A 21,828-nucleotide genomic window follows, 5' to 3' on the forward strand; every position below is an offset into this window, starting at 1 on the left:
CTTAGAACTCCCAAAAGATGCCAATATTCTTTCGACTACCTCCCCTCAAAGCCATATCACGTACGTTAATCCTGACTTCATTAAAATCAGTGGTTTCACTGAGGAAGAACTATTAGGCCAGCCTCACAACATCGTAAGACACCCAGATATGCCGCCTGCTGCATTTGAGCATATGTGGAGTACATTAAAATCTGGCCGCTCATGGATGGGGCTAGTAAAAAATCGCTGTAAAAATGGCGACCACTATTGGGTAAGTGCTTATGTAACGCCAATAGCTAAGAATGGTTCGATTGTTGAATACCAGTCTGTAAGGACCAAGCCTGAACCTGAGCAGGTTTTGGCTGCGGAAAAATTATATGCTCAATTGAGAAGCGGGAAGGCCGCGAGGCCGAAATTGGCTGCTAGCTTTTCCGTGAAAATACTCTTGCTCATATGGGGTAGTATTATATCAAGCGCAATGGCTGCCGGCATGCTTACTGATACATCAATAAGCAGCTTATTGTTAGCCACTTTAATGTCAGGAAGCTTAAGCTCTGTTAGTGTTTTGGCTATTCTCTCTCCTCTTGGAAGACTGGTTGAAAGAGCCAGGAATATTTCCAATAACCCATTAAGTCAATCCCTCTACACTGGGCGCACCGATGAGTTTGGCCAAATAGAGTTTGCTTTACGAATGATGCAAGCTGAAACAGGCGCCATAGTAGGTCGCATAGGTGATGCATCAAATCGGCTTAGCGAACACACCCGAGGCCTACTAAAGGATATTGAGTCAAGCAATGTACTTACAGTTGAGCAGCAGGCAGAGACAGATCAAATAGCAACGGCAGTAAACCAAATGGTGGCAAGCATTCAAGAGGTTGCGAGCAATGCACAGCATGCTGCAGATGCGGCCGGAAGAGCAGACACTGAGACGGCATCTGGCCAGCGTCTGGTAGCCCACACAAGCCAGTCAATCACTGCCCTTGAAGGTGAAATTAGGCAAGCCGCTCAGGTTATTCATGAGCTTGAAGGTCAAAGTAACGAGATATCAAAAGTTCTTGACGTTATACGAGGGATCGCCGAGCAAACGAATTTGTTGGCACTCAACGCAGCAATTGAGGCCGCGCGTGCTGGTGAGCAGGGGCGTGGTTTTGCTGTTGTCGCCGATGAGGTTCGCAGTCTTGCTGCTCGCACACAGCAATCGACAACGGATATTCAAAGCATGATCAGCGCTCTACAAGAGCGAGCGCAATCCGCTGTTACAGTCATGGAGCAAAGTAGTCGGCAAGCGCACACGAGTGTAGCTCACGCAGAGGAAGCAGCTACAGCTCTTGATGGAATTGGCCAACGCGTTAACGAAATTACCGACATGAACGCGCAAATAGCGACTGCGGTCGAGCAGCAGGGAGCAGTAAGTGAAGACATAAACCGCAGTATTATCAATATACGCGATGCTGCTGATACCAATGTACAGACCGGGCAGAATAATTTGCAAAGTGCGAAATCTGTCGCTCAGTTAACTAGCGCTCTGAGCGAACTGGCAAAACAGTTTTGGGAAAAACGAGGATAACGCTTTTCAGTATCTCGACAGGGATAACTTACTTTACCATCGGTTATCCCTTTTAGCCGCACAAATTTTAGCCATGGCTTTTCAGGAAGTCAGGGCTATCAGAATGGCCTTAGAAAGCCTAGTCAAAGAGCTGTCACGAGAACACCGTTAGCTTAGCGTACGATTTTTTCCGAATTCTGCGGTTCCCCCATGATCACGGTGGCATAGCTGTGTCCCTTGTGCAGGGCAAACTCATCCATCACCAGCCGCCGCACCTCCCCAAGTTCGATGGTGCCCACACTGGTCTGCAAACGGCGCTTGTCGATCTCCTTGATGGTGTGCCAACCGACCCCGGTGAGCTGGCTGACATGGCGGATGGGGAGGTACTGAACGAGCGCTTCAATCCAGCACTGCATGCGCCGGGTGAGGCGGGAGCCAGAGGGGAGCCAGTCGATATGTTCACTGACGCGACCACAGCGCAGACAGTCGACGCGGCGAACAGGCAGTTGTAACCAGACTTGTCGGTCAAATAGGTCTCGCTCACGCACCCGGCGGATACGTTGGTCGTGGATCAATGGCGTGGGTTGCAGGCATCGGCGACAACGGGGCAAGAAGTCGGCGCGAGGCTCAAGGGTAAACAGGGTGTGATGGTTGGCAGAAAGCGCTTGGGCGATGACGGTATAACCTGGCCAGAAGGAGGCAATATCAATATGATGCACGGCGACAGCAGGGTGATGGTGGTGGTGTGTTTGGAGACAGCCAGTTTACCAGCACCCTGTCTGTCAACTTCCACTTCCCCAAGATCCCGCGAAGAACCTTTTTTGTTGCCTGGTGAATGTCACGTCATACGGCAATAGTTCAATGAGTAATAGCTGTATGCCATCAGACAAGAAGTTGAATGACATTATCTATCACCTCTTTGGCTTCTCTACATCCCTGAGCCACTCGTTGTGCACAGTGAGGGGACCTGTCTGTGTGATGCCTTGTTACAAGCCGATGCTTGCACGTAAAGCAGAAGGGAGGGTGTGCAACGTGCCTATGTTCCTCACCAGAAATGATGAGAGTGAAGAGCGCCACAGGTTGCCCTATGTCTGGCATTCCCGTTCAACCTGGGTTGTCTCAGCCACCACTGAACACACCGACTGTGCTACCAAAGGGGAACGCTGCCAGACGGTTTGCCAATGGCTTCATATGCTGTCAATGCACGGACCCTGTCGACAAAGCAGAGCATGTCGTGATGCTTTGACAGAGATGAATTCTCTGTCTGGTGTGTTATTCACGTCTTGTTTGGACTGTGTGTGGTCGCTGAACATCGGGAAAGCGGCGGATATCGAAGAATGGGCAGGGGGGAGAGCAAGGCGATGTCAGCCCAAAAAAAGAGATAAAAAAAGAGCCACACGATGTGTGGCTCTTTATTCAGACTAACGAGTCTGCTCAGGGGCGACCGGCCGGGCTGGTTGCCACGTTGCTGGCAGCGGTGCTGCCACCGTGGCGACCGGAGGTCACGACTTCGCTGCGTACCAGGGGAGCGTACTCCACGGGTTCACGGGGTGTCGGGGCAGGAGCCGCAGCCGGCGTTGCCATGGGGGCATAAGCCTTGCGGGCACGGGCCAATACACCGGCACCCTTGCTGACCTTCACTTCGGGGCTGGTTGCTGGCTCGGTTTGCACCACTGCAGCCGGCATCTCGACGACCTTCGCCTCGGCGGTGGCCGTCTCCTCAGCGATCACGACAGGTGCCGCTTCAGCAACCGGTGCAACCTCTTCTGGGATGGCCTCCATTTGCTGGGTCTGCTCGACAGCGTCGATCAAGGCTACAGGTTCGTCATGAGAGGCGGTGTCGACGATAGGTTCGACCATCTCGGGTTCGACAACTGCCACTTCGGCGGCGGGTTCAGCGTCTGCTTGCGCAGCCTGTTCAACTTCGTCAGTGGAGGGCGCGTCCACTGCCTGGGCTGCCAGTGCTTGCTCTGCCGCTTCCTCAGCAACGGCTTCAGCCACCACGTGCTCGGTCAGAGCGGCGGAGGCCTGCAGGGCTGCTGCAACCGCTTCTGCGCTCGGAATGGTGATGACAGGCACAACCGGTTCTTCCACCTTCACCTGAGCCGCATCGGCCTGGGCCGCGGTAGTCAGCTGCACTTCACCTTGTGCTTCGTCTTCACGCTGGCCACGAGCCTCTTCGTTGATGCGCTTGCGACGTTGCCCTTCGATGCGCTGATTGCGCGGGGTACGGCGGGAACGACGCTGACCTTCGCCTTGCTCTTCTTGCTGCTCAGCGGCGGCTTGCACGTCGGCGACATCGATGATTTGCTCGTCAGTCGGCAGGGCAGGGGTGTCGGTCGCGGCGACATCGACACGGATCTGCTTGCGCAGTTGGCGACGTTCGCGGCGCTCGGCCACTTTTTGCTCTTTTTCCTGACGCGGTTCAGCGCTGGCGACCGCAGTATCAACGGTATCAACCGCCTCGACGATCACCTCGGCACGGGGTTCGCGGGGGGCGCGAGGTTCACGAGCCGGACGCGGGGCACGAGGTTCGCGCTCCTGGCGGGGTTCGCGAGGCTCACGCTCCATGCGCTGCTCGGTGCGCACTTCGCCACGGGGTTCCCGTTCCTGGCGCGGTTCCCGCTCTTGACGAGGCTCACGCTCTTTGCGCGGGCGACGATTGCGATCACTGCTCTCGCGGCTGGCTGCGCCTTCACGCTTCTCGCCGGCCTCGGCATTGCGACTGCCGCGGTTGTCGTCGCGACGACCACGTTGACCACGGCTGCGGGATTCATCGCGCTGGTGACGGTGCCCGTCATCCTTGCGAGCTTCGCGCTGGGCGGCCGGTTTGTCGGCAGGCGCCTTCACCTCGGCCGGAGCCGCATCGGAGGAGGCACCGAACAGGCCGGAGAAGGCCTTGGCCAGCTTGCCAAAGAAGCCGACTTGTTCTGCAACCGGAGCGGGAGTCGCAACAGGAGCCGGGGCGGCGGGCGCAACCGGCTGAGGAGCCGGGGCAAACCCTTGCAGCAGCGGTTGTTCACGCTCGACTACCTGAGCTTGGCGCGGCTGGTAGACCGGCTTGGCAATCTCGGTTTTGAGCTCGTAGCTGGCCGCTTCTGGGATCTCGTTCTGACGGATGCGGGTCACTTCGTAGTGCGGGGTTTCCAGATGCTGGTTCGGAATGATGTAGACACGCACATCATTGCGCTGTTCCAGATTGGCGATGGAGGTACGCTTCTCGTTGAGCAGATAGGCGGCCACATCGACCGGCACCTGGGCATGCACCTGCTCGGTGTTGTCCTTCATGGCCTCTTCTTCGATGAGACGCAGGATGGACAGGGCGAGGGATTCGTTGTCACGGATGACCCCCTGACCCTGGCAACGGGGGCAGATATGGCTGCTGGACTCGTTGAGGGAGGGACGCAGACGCTGGCGAGACATCTCCAGCAGACCGAAACGGGAGATACGGCCCAGCTGGATACGGGCACGATCCTGATGCACCGCTTCACGCAGACGGTTTTCCACTTCGCGCTGATGGCGAAGCGGGGTCATGTCGATGAAGTCGATGACAATCAGGCCACCTAGGTCACGCAGGCGCAGCTGGCGAGCGATCTCATCGGCCGCTTCCAGGTTGGTCTGCAGGGCGGTCTCTTCGATATCGCAGCCCTTGGTGGCGCGGGAGGAGTTGATATCGATGGAGGTCAGTGCTTCGGTCGGATCGATGACGATGCTGCCGCCGGAGGGCAGGCGCACTTCGCGCTGGAAGGCTGACTCGATCTGGCTCTCGATCTGGAAGTGGTTGAACAGGGCGACATCACCCTTGTAGAGCTTCACGCGATTGAGGAAATCGGGACGGACCAGCTCGATATGTGACTTGGCGCGCTCGAAGATGACCGGGTTGTCGATCAGGATCTCGCCCACATCGCGACGCAGATAGTCACGGATGGCGCGCACGATGACGTTGCTCTCCTGGTGAATGAGCACCGGAGCGGAACGTTGTTGTGACGCCTTATGGATGGAGTCCCAGTGATTGAGCAGAACGTTCAGATCCCACTCCAGCTCTTCCGGGGACTTGCCCACACCGGCGGTGCGCACGATGAGGCCCATGCCGTCCGGTACGGTCAGTCCGCTCAGGGCTTCCTTCAGCTCGGTCCGCTCGTCACCCTCGATGCGACGGGAGATGCCGCCGGCACGGGGGTTGTTCGGCATCAGCACCAGGTAGCTGCCAGCCAGACTGATGAAGGTGGTGAGGGCTGCACCCTTGGTACCACGCTCTTCCTTGTCGATCTGGACAATCACTTCCTGGCCTTCGCGGACCACTTCTTTGATGTTGGGACGACCCTGATAGGAGTAACCGGAGGGGAAGTAATTGCGGGCGATTTCCTTTAACGGCAGGAAACCGTGGCGTTCGGCGCCATAGTCAACAAAAGCAGCTTCGAGACTGGGTTCTACTCGGGTGATTTTGCCCTTGTAAATGTTCGCTTTTTTCTGCTCGTGTCCCGGACTTTCAATATCCAAATCGTAGAGCTGTTGTCCGTCAACCAGCGCTACGCGCAACTCCTCTTCCTGAGTCGCGTTGATTAGCATTCTTTTCATTGAGTTCTCATTATTTTGTCATTTTGATTCCTCCACTGGGTCCTGCCGGCGCCGGCCTCGGGTCTTCAGCATGCTGGGGCAACCTCCCGGTTGGGGTATGCATGAGGCGCAAACTAAGGGCACTCTGGTTCAGCCTTCTCGAGAGGGCGTGAATTAAGGATACCGATGTGGAGACAATTTACGTCGGCTCTGTTTGTGTTCTCCATGCGTTGTACCTCGCACCCGGGAACCGTCATGTTCTTGTATACACGGTGTTTCGGGATTGGGTGGCATACATTTTGGCCACTTAGTACAAGGCTTGAACACAATGACAAAACCTTGTTTATTATCCCATTTAAACCACTTTTATAGCAAGACGCCATTTTTTAACAAAGCATGCAGCCAAGGGCTGTCGGCGGTGTTAAAATCCGCGCCATGACACAGATACATCAACAAGTGCAGCTGCTCACCATCGAAGCTGAGCATGACGGGCAGCGCATCGACAATTTTCTCAAGACTCAGTTAAAGGGCGTCCCCAAGAGCCTGATTTATCGCATCCTTCGAAAAGGGGAGGTGCGGGTCAACAAGAAGCGCATCAAACCGGAATACAAGCTTTGTGCCGGTGACGAGGTGCGGGTGCCCCCCGTGCGTGTGGCCGAGAAGAATGAGTTGCCTTCTGCCAACCTCGGCAGCATCCAGCGTCTGGAGAGCCAGATCCTGTTTGAAGACGACGCCATGATAGTGCTAAACAAGCCGTCCGGCATGGCAGTGCACGGCGGCAGCGGCCTCAGTTTTGGCGTCATCGAAGGGCTGCGTGCTCTGCGCCCCGAAGCCCGTTTCCTCGAACTGGTGCACCGGCTGGATCGCGACACCTCCGGCGTGCTGCTGGTTGCCAAGAAGCGCAGTGCCCTGCGCAGCCTGCACGAGCAGTTGCGGGTCAAGACCATGCGCAAGCAGTATCTGGCGCTGGTGCGCGGCCAGTGGCAACCCCACGTCAAGGTGGTCAATGCGCCACTTCGCAAAAATGATCTGCAATCCGGCGAGCGGGTGGTGCGGGTCAGCAGCGATGGCAAACCTTCCGAGACCCGGTTCCGGATTACCCGTCAGTTTGCCGAGGCCACACTGGTCGAGTGCAGTCCCATCACTGGCCGTACTCACCAGATCCGTGTCCACACCCAGCACGCCGGCCATCCCATCGCCTGCGATGACAAATATGGTGAGGCCGGGTTTGATGAAAAGATGCGAGGGCAGGGGCTAAAGCGTTTGTTCCTGCACGCCTGGAAGCTCACCTTTACTCATCCGGTGGACGACCGGGAGATGCAGGTGGAAGCGCCATTGTCACCGGAGCTTGAGGCGTTCCTCGCCAAGCTGCCACGCTGACAACCATGAAAAACGGGAGCCTTGGCTCCCGTTTTTCATGGCAGAGTTCTTGTTATGGGAGAGCCAGGCCGTGGCGACCCAGGAGATCAACCAAGCCTATCAGGGGAAGACCGACAAGGGCGTTGGGATCACGCCCCTCCAGCGCCTTGAACAAGACGATGCCCATTCCCTCGCACTTGAAGCTGCCGGCACAATCCAGAGGACGTTCGGCCTCCACATAGCGACGGATGGCGGCTTCATCGAGCGAACGAAAATGCACGGTGAAAGGCTCGACGAGCTGCTCGGCATGGCCATTTGCAGCATTGATCACGCACAGCCCGGTGTAAAAGATGACGCGCTTGCCTTGTGCCCGCAGCAACTGCTCGACCGCCTTCTCCACCGTGCCGGGTTTGCCGAGGATCTGCCCGTCACAGACGCACACCTGATCTGAACCGATGATCAATCCTTGATCACGGTCAGCGGCAACGGCATTCGCCTTGGCAAACGCCAATCTGCTGACCAGAGCTTCTGCGGTCTCCCCGTGTCGCGCCGTCTCATCGACTTGAGGCGCAGCACAGTGAAATGGCTGACCGAGTTTTTCCAGCAAGGTCTTGCGGTAGGACGAGGTGGACGCGAGGATCAAGGAAGGCTGCATGTTTTGATGATATCCATTTATAAATCAATTGGTTGATTCTATCTGTGCAGATGGGGCCACGCAAACAGGAGATGTCTACAGCGGGACTCGCCTAATTAGCGGGAAGCATGCATGCTGAGGAAACCACAGCACAAACACAAGAGATCGGAATTGAGCGTGATGACACGATATGCGGCCTTGGTCATGGCACTGATCTCCTTCGCCAGCTGGGCAGGGACATGGCAACTTCGCCAGGGGGATGAGGGGGTGATGCTTTGGACCCAGCCACATCCTCCGACCTCTTTTCAGGCCTTACGTCTGGAGATGCGCGTGAATGCCGATCCTGGCGCGCTGATCACGGTACTGCGCAACACGGTGCGCCATTAAGAGTGGTTGCCCCAGAGCCGTGAAGTCAGGGTGCTGGCCAGATCTGGTCCCGACGATGATCTGGTCTATACCCGCCTGGCGTCTCCCTGGCCGGTGCAAGACAGGGAGCTCATCACCCGCTCCCATTTGAGTCGACGCATCGATTGCGGCCTGACTCTCGAGGTGTGGGCAGAGCCGAATGCCCTGCCATTGCATGCAGGGCTGTTCCGGATCCAGGAAAGCGCTGGACGGTGGGAGGCGCTACCCCAACGGGATGGCAGCACACTCGTTCGGCTCGAAACCTATACCAACCCGGGCAACATCTTGCCGGGCTGGCTGGTCAATCCCATTGCCATCAAGGCTGCCGTGGGCAGTTTCAAAGCCATACGCAGACTGATGGAAGCCGAGCCCAGAGTGGCTGCGACACCAGGCCTGCTGGGGAGAGACCCGCGCTGTTCTGCCACCTGATGAGACACCAAGGAGCACATCCGGTGGACAGACAGGAGAGGGGAACAGGATCCTGTGCCAGATCCTGCACGATATGGCATAATCGGCCACCGATGAGCACAAGTTCCTCTTGCAGGGGCCTGTGAAGGTAAAATCATCGGCGGTAAGGACTTTTTCCTTTGACTATCCCTTGTTGGACCTATAATATTCGCGCCCTATGCAAAAGGTGAAGTTGCCCGTTAAGGTTGATCCAGTCCGTAATGCCTTGAAGCTACTCGATTATGTCGGGATAGTGGAAAAGTCGCAGATGCCCAGGCTGGAGGAATCAACCGAAGGCTTGCGAAGTGATGTGGATGTCACACTGCACTTTGGCAAAGATGTCCAGAAGTTGACCGTTATGAAAGGCACTGCCCATGCCAAGGTCGACCTGGTTTGCCAGCGTTGTGGTGAGACGTTTGAACACCTTTGTGAAGCTAGTTTTATTTACACTCCGCTGTTCGAAAGAACAAACGAGGAAGAACTGCCGGAAGCTTATGAGCCCATTGAGTTGGACGAAAACGGCGAGATAGATCTTCATCAAATCCTGGAGGATGAACTCATCCTCTCGTTGCCTCAGGTAGCCATGCATCCGGTGGATGTGTGTCCCAGAGGAAACATGGAGATGACCTGGGGTGAAATCGAACCTGCTGATGAGCGGCCGAATCCCTTTGCAGTTCTTGAAGCGCTCAAACGTAAGTGAATTTTAGGAGTTAGCCTACCATGGCCGTACAACAGAACCGTAAAACCCGCGCCAAGCGTGGCATGCGTCGTTCCCACGATGCGCTGACCACCGCTGCCCTGACTGTTGATCAGACCAGTGGCGAAATTCATCGTCGTCACCACGTGACTGCCGATGGTTTCTACCGCGGTAAAAAGGTAATCGCTTAAGGATTGCCTTTGTCTACGCAAACTGTCGCGCTAGACATAATGGGGGGAGATATCGGCCCCTCGGAAACAGTGCCTGCCGCCGTGCAGGCACTGTCTCTTCTACCCCAGCTAAAACTTGTTCTGGTCGGTGATCAACACCAGACCGCCTCTCTTCTGCAGCAACATGGCTTGCTCAACCACCCTCGCGTTCGTCTCGTGCATGCCTCCCAGGTCGTGGGCATGGGCGAAAAGCCTATCGTGGCGCTGCGTACCCTGAAAGACTCCTCCATGCGCGTGACCCTGGATCTGGTCAAGAGCGGCGCTGCCGATGCCTGTGTCAGTGCAGGCAACACCGGTGCCTTGATGGCCATGGCCAAGTGCGTGCTCAAATCCTTGCCCGGTGTTGACCGGCCAGCCCTCATCAAGGCGCTGCCCACATTGAGTGGAAAGCGGACCGTGATGCTGGATCTGGGTGCGAACGTGAGCTGCGATGCCGACACCCTGCTGCAATTTGCCGTGATGGGCGCCGTAGTCGCAGAGAAGGTGGAGGGGATACCTTCACCCAGAGTGGCACTGCTCAACGTAGGGGAGGAGGAGATCAAGGGCAACGACCTGGTGCGCCACAGCGCCGAGTTGCTGCGCCAATGCTCCGCCCTAAATTTTGTCGGTTTCATTGAGGGGGACAGGATCTTCAGCGGCGAGTGCGACGTGATCGTCTGCGACGGTTTCGTGGGCAACGTGGCGCTCAAGACCGCGGAGGGGGTGGTGCGGATGATGGCCGAACTGGCCGGATATCCGCGCAAAAAACGCAGTTTTCTTGGTCGACTCGCCGGATTTATGTTCAAACGGCGTTTCTCTTACCTGAACCCCGACCAGTATAATGGCGCGAGTCTGTTAGGATTGCGCGGCATTGTGGTAAAAAGCCATGGGCGGGCCGAGCGCCGCGCTCTGTGTCATGCGATTCTGCTGGCCGCACAAGAAGCCAGACATCAACTTCCATTGCAAATTGCAGATCGCCTTGAATCTGTCTTTTCCGACAGGGATTTATAAAACTCTATGCATAGCAAAATTCTGGGTACTGGCAGTTATCTGCCGAGTTCGGTTCGTACCAACGCCGATCTTGAACAGATGGTTGAAACCAGTGACGAATGGATCGTGGAACGCACCGGGATCCGTGAACGCCGTATCGCCGGAGCCGACGAAACCGTCGCGACCCTTTCTCATCAGGCGGCCTTGCGTGCGCTTGATGCGGCAGGTCTGACTGCCGCCGATCTGGACATGATAGTGCTGGCCACTACCAGCGCAGAGAATGCCTTCCCAGCTGCTGCCTGTGAACTGCAGGGGCTGCTTGACGTACCGGGGATCCCGGCGTTTGACGTAGCCGCCGCCTGTGCCGGCTTTACATATGCTCTCGCCATCGCCGATCAGTTCGTCAAATCCGGCGCTGCTCGCCACGTGCTGGTTGTCGGTGCGGACGTGCTGTCACGCATGTGCGATCCCGAGGATCGCGGCACCATCATCCTGTTCGGGGATGGGGCAGGGGCCGTGGTCATCGGTGCCAGCGACACTCCTGGGATCCTCTCCACCCATCTGCATGCCGATGGCCGTTATGGCGAGCTGCTCAAACTGCCGCAGCCCCGTCGCGGCATGCCGGGTGCTGAGCTCGAAGCCTACATGTACATGAAGGGCAACGATGTCTTCAAGGTGGCGGTGACACGCCTTAGCGAGATCGTGACCGAAACCCTGGCTGCGGCCAACGTCGAGCCGAGCGAGCTGGACTGGCTGGTGCCCCATCAAGCCAACTTCCGCATCATCAATGCCACCGCGAAGAAACTCGGCATGGGGCTCGACAAGGTGATCCTGACCCTGGATCGTCATGGCAATACCTCCGCGGCCTCCGTGCCCATCGCCTTCGATGAAGGGGTGCGCGATGGTCGCATCAAACCCGGCCAGCTGGTCCTGCTGGAAGCCTTCGGCGGCGGTTTTGCCTGGGGCTCTGCGCTGGTTCGCCTCTGATACCGAGCGGTGCCCGGTCCTCGGGCGCCCGCTTACCGAATTCGTCTTACCTTAAAGGAATCAATGATGACCCGATTTGCCATTGCCTTCCCGGGACAAGGCTCCCAGAGCGTCGGCATGCTGGCCGAGCTGGCCGAGCAACACGCCGTGATTAAAGAGACCTTCGCCGAGGCGAGCCAGGTGCTGGGTTATGACCTGTTTGCCCTGGTTATGGCAGGCCCGGCCGAGGATCTCAACAAGACCTGGCGTACCCAGCCAGCGCTGTTGACCGCCTCCGTCGCGCTGTGGCGCCTGTGGCAACAACAAGGCGGGGCAACCCCTGCCGTGATGGCCGGCCACAGCCTGGGGGAATACTCCGCTCTGGTGTGCAGCGGCGCGCTGGCGTTTGCCGATGCCGTCAAACTGGTCGAGCTGCGTGGTCTGGCCATGCAGGAAGCCGTACCGGAAGGCACTGGCGCCATGGCTGCCATCATCGGTCTGGACAACGAGAGCATCGCTGCCAACTGTGAGAAAGCGGCCCAGGGGCAGGTGGTCTCTCCGGTCAACTTCAACTCTCCGGGCCAGGTGGTCATCGCCGGCCACAAAGAGGCGGTCGAGCGTGCCAACGTGCTGATGAAAGAGTCAGGTGCCAAACGTGCTCTGCCGCTGCCGGTCTCCGTGCCCTCCCACTGCGCCCTGATGAAGCCTGCCGCAGAAAAGCTGGCCGCCGCCCTGGATGGGATCGAGATCAAGGTTCCTGCCATCGCCGTCATCAATAATGTCGACGTCTCTTGTGAGCAGGATCCTGCCGCCATCAAGCAAGCCCTGGTGCGTCAGCTGTTCAGCCCGGTTCGCTGGACTGAAACGGTAGAGCGCATGGCAAACGACGGTGTAACCCTCGAAATCGAGATGGGCCCGGGCAAGGTGTTGACCGGCTTGGCCAAGCGTATCGATGCGCGAGTGGAAGGTATTCACGCCAACGACGCCGCCTCGTTCGAGCAGGCGCTGGCCCAGATCAAGTAAACAGGAGCAAGTCATGAGTTTTACCGATAAGGTTGTGTTGGTCACTGGCGCCAGCCGTGGCATTGGTCGTGCGATTGCGGAGACGTTTGCTGCTCGTGGCGCCAAAGTCGTGGGGACCGCGACCAGCGAGAGCGGTGCCGAGGCGATCAGTGCTTACCTGGGTGAGCAAGGCTGCGGCATGGCACTGAACGTGACCAGTCAGGAATCCATCGAAACCGTCTTCGCCGCCATCAAGGCGCGTTTTGGCAACATCGACATCCTGATCAACAACGCCGGCATCACCCGCGACAACCTGCTGATGCGGATGAAGGATGACGAGTGGAACGAGATCATCGACACCAATCTCACCTCCCTGTACCGTCTGAGCAAGCCAGTATTGCGAGCCATGATGAAGAAGCGCAACGGTCGCATCATCAGCATCGGTTCCGTGGTCGGTACCATGGGCAACGCCGGTCAGGTCAACTATGCTGCTGCCAAGGCGGGTCTGGTTGGCTTTACCAAGTCGCTGGCCCGTGAAGTGGCATCTCGTGGCATCACGGTGAATGCGGTTGCTCCCGGTTTCATCGAGACCGACATGACCAAGGCGCTCAATGAAGAGCAGCGCGCCGGCATCATGAATCAGGTGCCTGCCGCCCGTTTGGGCGATCCGAAAGAAATTGCTGCCGCTGTGGTATTCTTGGCATCGGATGATGCCGCCTATATTACCGGCGAAACCCTGCATGTTAATGGCGGGATGTACATGGTGTAATCAATTTGTCGTGAGTTCTGTTCAAATTTGCGATAATACGCCGAAGTTTGGCACATTTCGTGGTTTGACCAGCGGCAAGTCACTTGCAAACTCACGTCAATTGAATACACTACCCCAACCAGACGCAATAGCGTATTTTTAAAGGAAAATTCAGGTCATGAGCAACATCGAAGAACGCGTAAAGAAAATCATCATCGAACAACTGGGTGTTAAAGAAGAAGACGTGAAGAACGCTGCCTCCTTCGTCGACGACCTGGGCGCTGACTCTTTGGATACCGTTGAACTGGTAATGGCGCTGGAAGAAGAATTCGATACCGAAATTCCTGATGAAGAAGCCGAGAAGATCACCACTGTTCAAGCGGCTATCGACTACATCACCGCTAATCAGGAATAAGTTCCTGTTCTGAAAGAAGCGGCCCAAGGGCCGCTTCTTTTATGTTTACCCCTTTCAAAACACCTCTCGGAGACTACCTCAGTGTCAAAACGCAGAGTCGTGGTGACCGGCTTGGGGATGCTTTCCCCGGTAGGCAACACTGCTGAATCCAGCTGGCAAGCCCTGCTCAACGGGCAGAGCGGCATTTCCCTCATCGACCACTTTGATGCAAGCGAGTTCGCAACCCGTTTCGCAGGCCTGGTCAAGGATTTCGACCCCGAAGAGTTCGGCATCAACCGCAAAGAAGCCCGCAAGATGGATCTCTTCATCCAGTATGGCGTGGCGGCGGGTGTTCAGGCCCTGGAAGATTCCGGCCTGATCATCAACGAAGAGAACGCGGAGCGGGTAGGCGTTGCCATCGGCTCCGGTATCGGCGGTCTGGGTCTGATTGAGCAGAACCACAGCAGCCTCATCAATGGCGGCCCCCGCAAGCTGAGCCCTTTCTTCGTTCCGTCCACCATCATCAATATGGTGTCCGGTCATCTTTCCATCATGAAAGGCATGCAGGGCCCGAACATCGCCGTGACAACCGCCTGTACCACGGGTACCCATGCCATCGGCATGGCTGGCCGGATGATCGCCTATGGCGATGCGGACGTGATGGTCGCCGGTGGTGCCGAGAAAGCCTCCACCCCCATGGGCATGGGCGGCTTTGCCGCTGCCAAGGCGCTCTCCACCCGCAATGACGAACCACAGAAGGCGAGCCGCCCCTGGGACAAGGATCGCGACGGTTTCGTGCTGGGCGACGGTGCCGGCGTACTGGTGCTGGAAGAGTATGAACATGCCAAGGCTCGCGGCGCCAAGATCTATGCCGAGCTGGTCGGCTTTGGCATGAGCGGGGATGCCTATCACATGACGGCCCCTCCCTCGGACGGCGATGGTGGCGCACGCGCCATGAAGAACGCCATCAAGGATGCTGGCATTGCACCCGAGCAGATCGGTTACATCAATGCCCACGGTACCTCCACCCCCCTTGGGGATGTGGCAGAGCTGCGCGGCATGAAGAAGGTGTTTGGTGAACATGCCAGCGCCCTGATGGTCAGCTCCACCAAGTCCATGACAGGCCACCTGTTGGGTGCGGCTGGCGCCATCGAGGCGATCATCACCGTGCTCTCTCTGCGTGACCAGATGGTGCCTCCTACCATCAACCTGGACAACCCGGATGATGAGTGCGACCTGGATCTGGTGCCGCATGTTGCCAAGGCCGGCAGCTTCGAATATGCCCTCTCCAATTCCTTCGGTTTTGGCGGCACCAATGGCTCCCTGATCTTCAAACGCGTATAATTCGCTCTGGGCGAATGATAAGGCCCGATACGGTAGTATCGGGCCTTTTTTATCGGAGGGATCCCCTTGCTGATTAATGGAATACCCACAGAAACACTGTCAGCCAGGGATCGTGGACTGGCATACGGTGATGGTCATTTCACCACCATGCTGGTGAGGGAAGGGAAGGTACTCTGGTGGCAGGACCATCTGGCCCGGCTGCAACATGCCAACGCCCGGCTTGGTTTTGGCGAGCACTCCTGGGACCTGCTTGCCGACGAGGCGGCGCAGCTGGCTTCTGGGCAGACACAGGCTGTCGTCAAGATAATGCTGACCCGGGGCGCCGGTGGGCGGGGATATGACGGCGCAGGCTGTGACACGCCCACTCGCATCGTCTCTTTGGCACCTTATCCTGAGCATTATCATGATTGGCAGCAAACCGGTATCAATGCCCTGGTATGCCAGCAGCAGCTTGGGGACAGTCCCATGCTCGCCGGTCTCAAGACGCTGGGGCGCCTCGAACAAGTGATGCTGAAGCGCGAACTTGCTGCGCGTGGCGGGGTCGAAGGTATAGTCTTGAACAGCCGGGGATTTCTGGTAGAAGGGGTCAGCGCGAATCTGTTTTGGCGTCGTGGTAGGACGGTGTTCACACCGGATCTCACCCGCGCCGGGATCGATGGCATCATGCGCAAGCGCGTGATGACGATGCTTAAACAGATGGGCATTGAACTGCGTGTCGTAGAGGCTCCATTGGAGTCACTCTGGCAGGCGGAAGAGGTCTGGCTGACCAATACCCTGATGGGGATTGTCCCGGTCACCAGCATCGGGGATATGCACTATCCCAGTCCGGTATTGATTCGCCGTTTACAGGAGCGCTTGGTCATTGAAGTTTAATCGGCTTTACACCCTGCTCGCGGGGGCGGCACTCTCTGTCGCCGTTGCCGGAGGGTACGTTTATCACAAGTGGCAACAGGTGGAGACGCTCACCAACAAGGGGCCAACACGCCTCTTTACCGTCGAAAAAGGCGCCCATGCGGCGCGCCTGATTGCCGAACTGGGGGAGGGGGAAACCAGCCCCTGGGCGGTGCGCCTCTGGTTGCGCGGTCATCCCGAACTGGTGGCCATCAAGTCCGGCACCTATGAAATCAAGGAAGGGGCGCCGCTCAAGGAGACCCTCTCTCTCTTTGCTTCCGGCAAGGAGTTTCACTTCAGCCTGACCTTTGTCGAAGGGTCCCGTTTTGAGGATTGGCTGAAGCAACTTTCCAGCGCCCCCTATCTGGAGCGCCTGACTCTGGAGCAGAGCGAAACCGAACTGGCTCAGGAACTCGGCATCGAAAACGGCAAGCTGGAGGGGTGGTTCCTGCCGGAAACCTACGCCTATACCACTCATGCCAGCGATCTCTCCATCCTGCGTCGCGCCTATCAGGACATGAAAACGTTCCTGGAGGCTTCCTGGGAGAAGCGTCAGGCCAATCTGCCCTACAAGACACCCTATGAGGCGCTCATCATGGCCTCCATCATCGAAAAAGAGACGGGCCAACCGGATGAACGAGCCCAGATTGCTTCTGTGTTCGTCAACCGTCTACGCCTTGGCATGAAGTTGCAGACCGACCCTACCGTCATCTACGGGGTGAAGGAGAGGTACGATGGCAACATTCGCCGCAGCGATCTGACCGACGTGAACCCCTACAACACCTATGTGATCGACGGCCTGCCTCCGACGCCCATCGCCATGCCGGGCAAGGCCTCCATCGAGGCGGCGCTCAACCCCAAATCGACCGACTATCTCTACTTCGTTGCCAAGGGGGGCGGTGCCCACTACTTCTCCAAGACCCTCGATGAACACAATCGGGCGGTACGTGAATACATATTGAAGAAACCCTAATGTCTAAATTTATCGTGATTGAAGGATTGGAAGGGGCAGGGAAGAGCTCTGCGGTGCGCTATGTGACCGACTATCTGCAAGCCCACGGAGTGGCGCGGATCGAGTGCACCCGGGAGCCAGGAGGTACGCCGCTGGCGGAACGCATGCGGGCCATCGTCAAGGAAGTGCACGACGAGCGCCTGACCGTCGAGGCCGAGCTGCTGTTGATGTACGCCTCCCGGGTACAACTGGTGGAGACCCGGATCAAGCCTGCCCTGGCAGACGGCATCTGGGTAGTGGGCGATCGCCATGATCTCTCCTCCCAGGCCTATCAGGGGGGTGGCCGCGGCATCGATGCGAACCTCATCGGCGCCATCAAACGGGCGGTCCTCGGGGATTTCAAGCCGGATCTGACCCTTTATCTCGACATTGATCCTGCCATCGGCCTGCAACGGGCCCGCCATCGCGGCGAGCTGGACAGGATTGAGCTGGAGCAGATCGGTTTCTTTGAACGTACCCGCCAGCGTTACCTCGAGTTGGCGGCCGCCGATGATTCCATCCAGGTCATCGATGCCGGGTTGCCCCCGGAGCAAGTCAAAGCCGCCATCGAGGCAGCCCTTGAGCATTATCTGGCAAGCGAGGGGCTATGTATCCCTGGCTGATCCCGGATTGGCATGCCCTGAGCGAGACGGCCCGGGCCGGACGGCTCGGGCACGCCTGGTTGCTGCTAGGAGATCCTGGTCTTGGCAAGGAGCAGCTTGCAGAGCGACTGGCGCGACTGCACCTGTGTCAGCATCCACAACGAGGTGAGCCCTGCGGTCAGTGCCACTCCTGCCAACTGTTTGAGAAGGGGCATCACCCGGATTTTGGCACCCTGGGGCCCGAGGGCAAGACCATAGGTGTCGAAGCCATCCGGGAGATTTGCAGCCGCCTCCAGAACACATCCCAGCTTGGTCGCGGCAAGGTGGTGATCATTCAGGAGGCGGAGCGCATGACGGAGTCCGCCGCCAATGCTTTGCTGAAGACGCTGGAAGAGCCGGCTGGCGACAGTCTGCTGCTGCTCATCGCATCCCGGGTATCTCGCCTGCTCCCCACCATCTTGAGCCGTTGTCACAAACATGTCTGCCAGCTTCCCTCTGAGGGGGAGACCCTTGCCTGGCTCGCCGAGCAGGGCCATCAGGCCACCCAGGCCCAGGTGCGGATCTGCCAGGGTGCGCCGCTGCGGGTGCTGAGCTATATCGAAGCACAGCAAGATGATGCCAGACGGGCATTGCTCGACGGATTTGTCTCGCTGGCATCGGCACCCACCCGTGCGGCGAATGTCTGCGCCCAGTTGGCCGAGGATAATCAGGTCCGGCTGCACTGGTTGCAGCTCTTCTTGTGCGATGCCCTCAAGCTTCAGGCTGGCTGCGGCCATCATCAACTGGCGATGCCGGATCTTGCATCACTCAGCCAGCAACTGGCTGAGAGACACTCCAGCGAACGGCTCCTGGAAGCTGAACAGCAGCTGGTTGTGCTGAAAGAGGCTTGTCAGCCAGGGCAGCTTTCCAATCCCACCATCCATTTGATGAACTGGCTCAATAGCTGGTTATAAACAAGGTTGTCTATGTTACTCGTTGATTCCCATTGCCATCTCGATCGCTTGAGTTATGGCTCCAAGCAGACCGACATGGCCGATGTACTGGCCAAGGCGGCGCAGCAGAGCGTGGGATATTTTCTCTGTGTGAGTGTGACCCAGGCCCAGTTCCCGACCATGATGGAGGCCATCGCTCCCTATCCCCAGGTGTTTGCCTCCTGCGGTGTTCACCCGCTCAATCAGGATCCCGGGGTGGATGCTGCCTTGCTGCTGACTCAGGCGGCCGATGAGAAAGTGGTGGCCATCGGCGAAACCGGGCTCGACTACTTCTATTCACCGGAAAACAAGGATGTACAGCAAGCCTCTTTCCGCGAACATATCCGGGTAGCCCGGGCACTGAACAAACCGCTCATCATCCACACCCGGGATGCCCAGGAAGACACGCTGCGGATCATGCGAGAGGAGGGGGCCGAACAGGTGGGCGGAGTGCTGCACTGCTTCACCGAGTCCCTCGAAATGGCCGAGGCCGCGATGGCAATGGGGTTCTATATTTCCATCTCGGGGATAGCCACCTTCAAGAACGCCTCAGCCCTGCAGGCAGTGGTCAAGGCGTTGCCCCTGGAGCGACTGCTGGTTGAAACCGACTCTCCCTATCTGGCACCGGTTCCGCACCGGGGGAGGGAGAACGAGCCGGCCTTTGTTCGCGACGTTGCCCAATTTATCGCGGATCTTCGCCAGATTCCGCTCGCTGAATTGGCGGAGGCCACCAGCCACAATTTCTTCGAATTGTTCAAGTTGGCAAAGCGATAACAGACAACGCCCCGCATAGCGGGGCGTTTTACTATGACAATCTGCACTATCACGATCCATCCAAAAACAATCATGCCAAGTTGTTATCTCTCACTTTATGTGGTGGGTGCTGACGAGATCAAATCGCCAGCACCTGATAAAACGGAGCAGGGGTGACAGAGTGCTTGAGGAATAAATGAGGGAGCTGATATGGGTTAAAAGCACTCTTCATAAGTATCGATAATATTCATTATCGATACTTGATAGATCTGGAAGATCCTGTAAGATCCACCGAAACTCCGCTTTAAATCATAGAGTTAAGTGAACTACCCACGCCTTCAAAACCCAGTTCAGCAATCCTTGCAGAGCGTCTTCGATCCTCAGCTGAACAGCCGGGCAAGACGCTTTCTGCGCAGCGCCAAAGCCGACTCCACCCTCAATGCCTATCAGGCAGATACCCGCATCTTTGTCTCCTGGTGCCAACTCCACGGGCTGGATCCCTTGCAGACAACACACCACGACATCATGAATTTTCTTGCGGATCAGGCCGATGGCGTCCTGGCCAACTGGGTCTGGCTGGACAAGGAAGAAGGAAAGGGGGAACTTCGCAACGGGGAACCTCGCAAACCGGCCACCCTGGTAAGACGGCTTGCCGGCATTCGCTATGCCTTCAAGCAGAAGGGGATCCACCCCATGCCGACCGAGCATGCGGAGATAAAGGAGATGATGCGGGGCATAGTACGGCTCGGTGATAACCGCAAACGCAAAACGGGGGCGCTGACCCTGAAACCACTGGCCTGCGTGCTGGACGAGATAGACACCAGCAACCTGGCGGGACTTCGGGATTACACCCTGTTGCTCCTGATGTTCAGTGGCGCCTTGCGCCGATCGGAAGCGGCCAGGATCGAGGTGGATGACGTGCAGTTTGTGGGGCAGGGGATACGCCTTCGTCTCAAACCAAGCAAACATCAGCTCCATGAATCGGAGATAGCACTCATTCCGGGCATCCGGTATTGCCCAGTGTCTGCATTGCAACAATGGCTGAAAAAAAGCCGGATTGCTGAGGGCCCCCTGTTTCGCCGGATGAATCGCTGGGGACAGCTGATGGCAGACCCCCTGGGGCCGCAAGGTATCAACCTGATGATCAAGCGGCGAACCGGCCAGGCCATCGACGATCTCCACGTCAGTGGCCACAGTTTGCGGCGGGGGTTCATCACCTCTGCGGTGACGGCGGGCAAACCGATGAACAAGATCATCGAGGTGACCCGACACAAGGACATGCGCACCTTGCAGGAATATTTCGATGATGCACACAAGTTCTCGGATCACGCCCTGGATGGGTTGTTATAGAAAACCGCGCCTCTCCATTTTTTATGTTAAATGATATCCTGTTGATCTGGTGATATATTCATGTCGTCCTCCACAGACATCATGACGGTGGGGGAGTCGTAATCCGATTTACTTTCGTAGAAGATGCCAACGAAAAATGAGAGATAACATTCGCGACAATGATGTGTCAGAGGGTTATGGCAGCCAGGAATTGAAAAAAAGCGCTGCGCAAGAGAATGCCGAACGGCAGCGCCAGCACGTGAAGCGCAAGCAGGAAACCCACAGCCGGTTGCAATGCTGGATAAGCAATCGTCATGCAGAGCGGTTGGCCATGCTGGGGCAACAACTGGAAGACAGTCAGGCCTCCATCATCGAGCAGGCGATCGATCTGCTCTATCAGCACGAACTGCAACAAACGACCAACGCGCAGCAGAGCGATCTCCCCGAGTCGGCAGACATGCTCGAATAGACGATGGTATCGTGCCGGCATGGTTGAAAAAGGAAGACAAAAAAAGCCAGGTACGAATTCCTTGTACCTGGCATAGGGGAATTGGCTCCTTGCAGAGCCGTGCGCTAACTGGTATGCGGATAGCCTTAAGCTTAGACAAGGCTCTAGGCATTTCAAGAACCGGATAAAAGTTCAACCAGAGTGCAATGCTGTTCACTTAAGCGGAGCCGCATTGCGATTTACCGGAAAACGGGTCTTTGATATCTTCACCGCCCTGGGTCTCGATGGCTTGGGGCGTTTTTCTATGAACATGACGCCTATGCAGCCCCGCAACTCCGCCAACCTCCGTGGCGTATGGGCTGGCGATAACGCGCCCGCCATCACTGCCATCTGGTTCGCGATGAAATGACAGGCAAACTTAAAGCTCACCTCATTGGGCGCTCGCTGATGGGCTACGGCGGCCTGGCTGGCCTCCCGCCTGACCAGATTGTATCCAAGCAGCAATCCCCACAGCTCCTGATAGACCAAGTCCACTTTCTTGCTTCTCAGCGTGATGGCGTTGTCCA

21 protein-coding genes and 2 pseudogenes are annotated in these 21,828 nt (G+C 57.3%); 19 read left to right on the forward strand and 4 right to left on the reverse strand.

Features of this window, described 5'->3' with window-relative positions; translation table 11 throughout:
- A partial coding sequence (locus C3418_RS16995; RefSeq protein ID WP_219812693.1) for a PAS domain-containing methyl-accepting chemotaxis protein occupies window positions 1-1,546 on the forward strand: 1,546 nt, incomplete at its 5' end.
- 188 nt (window positions 1,547-1,734) lie between these two features.
- Here the strand turns inward: C3418_RS16995 and C3418_RS17000 are convergent.
- Window positions 1,735-2,244: pseudogene (locus C3418_RS17000) on the reverse strand (ISL3-like element ISAeme19 family transposase); the annotation flags it as partial.
- Window positions 2,245-2,959: 715 nt separating this feature from the next.
- Entirely contained in the window at window positions 2,960-6,103 is a 3,144-nt protein-coding gene (gene rne / locus C3418_RS17005) for a ribonuclease E (RefSeq protein WP_053288451.1), read from the reverse strand.
- Window positions 6,104-6,517: 414 nt separating this feature from the next.
- On the opposite strand from rne, the gene rluC reads away from it, so the two are divergent.
- Window positions 6,518-7,462 carry a 23S rRNA pseudouridine(955/2504/2580) synthase RluC gene (rluC, locus tag C3418_RS17010; protein WP_201896700.1) on the forward strand — a complete coding sequence of 315 codons (945 nt, stop codon included), beginning with the start codon at window positions 6,518-6,520 and terminating at the stop codon, window positions 7,460-7,462.
- A 52-nt stretch (window positions 7,463-7,514) separates the two neighbouring features.
- Here rluC and C3418_RS17015 read toward each other — a convergent pair whose 3' ends face one another.
- Window positions 7,515-8,096 (reverse strand): nucleoside triphosphate pyrophosphatase, encoded by a 582-nt coding sequence (locus tag C3418_RS17015; RefSeq protein WP_041215169.1) that lies wholly within the window; start codon window positions 8,094-8,096, stop codon window positions 7,515-7,517.
- 111 nt (window positions 8,097-8,207) lie between these two features.
- Between C3418_RS17015 and C3418_RS24780 the strand changes: the two genes are divergently transcribed.
- From C3418_RS24780 to C3418_RS17095, 17 genes are all read left to right on the forward strand, one after another.
- Window positions 8,208-8,462 carry a hypothetical protein gene (locus C3418_RS24780; RefSeq protein ID WP_234716530.1) on the forward strand — a complete coding sequence of 85 codons (255 nt, stop codon included), beginning with the start codon at window positions 8,208-8,210 and terminating at the stop codon, window positions 8,460-8,462.
- 6 nt (window positions 8,463-8,468) lie between these two features.
- Window positions 8,469-8,909, forward strand: a complete 441-nt coding sequence (locus C3418_RS17020; RefSeq protein ID WP_234716529.1) for a hypothetical protein — start codon at window positions 8,469-8,471, stop codon at window positions 8,907-8,909.
- A 196-nt stretch (window positions 8,910-9,105) separates the two neighbouring features.
- Entirely contained in the window at window positions 9,106-9,627 is a 522-nt protein-coding gene (gene yceD, locus C3418_RS17025; protein WP_029314532.1) for a 23S rRNA accumulation protein YceD, read from the forward strand.
- A 20-nt stretch (window positions 9,628-9,647) separates the two neighbouring features.
- Complete coding sequence (rpmF, locus tag C3418_RS17030) at window positions 9,648-9,815, forward strand: 50S ribosomal protein L32 (RefSeq protein ID WP_005300935.1); 168 nt, start codon at window positions 9,648-9,650, stop codon at window positions 9,813-9,815.
- 9 nt (window positions 9,816-9,824) lie between these two features.
- Window positions 9,825-10,844: a phosphate acyltransferase PlsX gene (plsX, locus tag C3418_RS17035; RefSeq protein WP_010674739.1), complete on the forward strand. Its 1,020-nt coding sequence runs from the start codon at window positions 9,825-9,827 to the stop codon at window positions 10,842-10,844.
- A 6-nt stretch (window positions 10,845-10,850) separates the two neighbouring features.
- The gene (locus C3418_RS17040; RefSeq protein ID WP_010674740.1) at window positions 10,851-11,810 is read left to right on the forward strand and encodes a beta-ketoacyl-ACP synthase III; all 960 of its coding nucleotides are present in this window, start codon (window positions 10,851-10,853) and stop codon (window positions 11,808-11,810) included.
- Window positions 11,811-11,876: 66 nt separating this feature from the next.
- The gene (fabD, locus tag C3418_RS17045; RefSeq protein WP_042017641.1) at window positions 11,877-12,812 is read left to right on the forward strand and encodes an ACP S-malonyltransferase; all 936 of its coding nucleotides are present in this window, start codon (window positions 11,877-11,879) and stop codon (window positions 12,810-12,812) included.
- A 13-nt stretch (window positions 12,813-12,825) separates the two neighbouring features.
- On the forward strand, window positions 12,826-13,560 hold the full coding sequence (fabG, locus tag C3418_RS17050) for a 3-oxoacyl-ACP reductase FabG (RefSeq protein ID WP_052815324.1): 735 nt from the start codon (window positions 12,826-12,828) through the stop codon (window positions 13,558-13,560).
- Between the two features lie 157 nt (window positions 13,561-13,717).
- On the forward strand, window positions 13,718-13,954 hold the full coding sequence (gene acpP, locus C3418_RS17055; RefSeq protein WP_005300909.1) for an acyl carrier protein: 237 nt from the start codon (window positions 13,718-13,720) through the stop codon (window positions 13,952-13,954).
- An 81-nt stretch (window positions 13,955-14,035) separates the two neighbouring features.
- Window positions 14,036-15,277, forward strand: a complete 1,242-nt coding sequence (gene fabF / locus C3418_RS17060; protein WP_039041168.1) for a beta-ketoacyl-ACP synthase II — start codon at window positions 14,036-14,038, stop codon at window positions 15,275-15,277.
- Between the two features lie 66 nt (window positions 15,278-15,343).
- Entirely contained in the window at window positions 15,344-16,150 is an 807-nt protein-coding gene (pabC, locus tag C3418_RS17065; protein WP_041211426.1) for an aminodeoxychorismate lyase, read from the forward strand.
- A complete protein-coding gene (mltG, locus tag C3418_RS17070; RefSeq protein WP_029314535.1) occupies window positions 16,140-17,141 on the forward strand; it encodes an endolytic transglycosylase MltG in 1,002 nt (333 codons plus the stop codon). The genes pabC and mltG overlap by 11 nt, the downstream gene beginning before the upstream one ends.
- Entirely contained in the window at window positions 17,141-17,782 is a 642-nt protein-coding gene (gene tmk / locus C3418_RS17075; RefSeq protein ID WP_045524868.1) for a dTMP kinase, read from the forward strand. The genes mltG and tmk overlap by 1 nt, the downstream gene beginning before the upstream one ends.
- A complete protein-coding gene (gene holB / locus C3418_RS17080) occupies window positions 17,767-18,714 on the forward strand; it encodes a DNA polymerase III subunit delta' (RefSeq protein WP_053288450.1) in 948 nt (315 codons plus the stop codon). The genes tmk and holB overlap by 16 nt, the downstream gene beginning before the upstream one ends.
- A 12-nt stretch (window positions 18,715-18,726) precedes the next feature.
- The gene (locus C3418_RS17085; protein ID WP_053288449.1) at window positions 18,727-19,506 is read left to right on the forward strand and encodes a TatD family hydrolase; all 780 of its coding nucleotides are present in this window, start codon (window positions 18,727-18,729) and stop codon (window positions 19,504-19,506) included.
- A gap of 300 nt (window positions 19,507-19,806) precedes the next feature.
- Window positions 19,807-20,835, forward strand: a complete 1,029-nt coding sequence (locus tag C3418_RS17090) for a site-specific integrase (protein ID WP_103858936.1) — start codon at window positions 19,807-19,809, stop codon at window positions 20,833-20,835.
- Between the two features lie 136 nt (window positions 20,836-20,971).
- Window positions 20,972-21,283 (forward strand): RepB family protein, encoded by a 312-nt coding sequence (locus tag C3418_RS17095; protein WP_103858937.1) that lies wholly within the window; start codon window positions 20,972-20,974, stop codon window positions 21,281-21,283.
- A gap of 192 nt (window positions 21,284-21,475) precedes the next feature.
- Here the strand turns inward: C3418_RS17095 and C3418_RS17100 are convergent.
- Window positions 21,476-21,828, reverse strand: a pseudogene (locus C3418_RS17100) (IS4 family transposase); the annotation flags it as partial.

This window comes from Aeromonas sp. ASNIH8 (assembly GCF_002919855.1).
GTDB lineage: Bacteria > Pseudomonadota > Gammaproteobacteria > Enterobacterales > Aeromonadaceae > Aeromonas > Aeromonas caviae.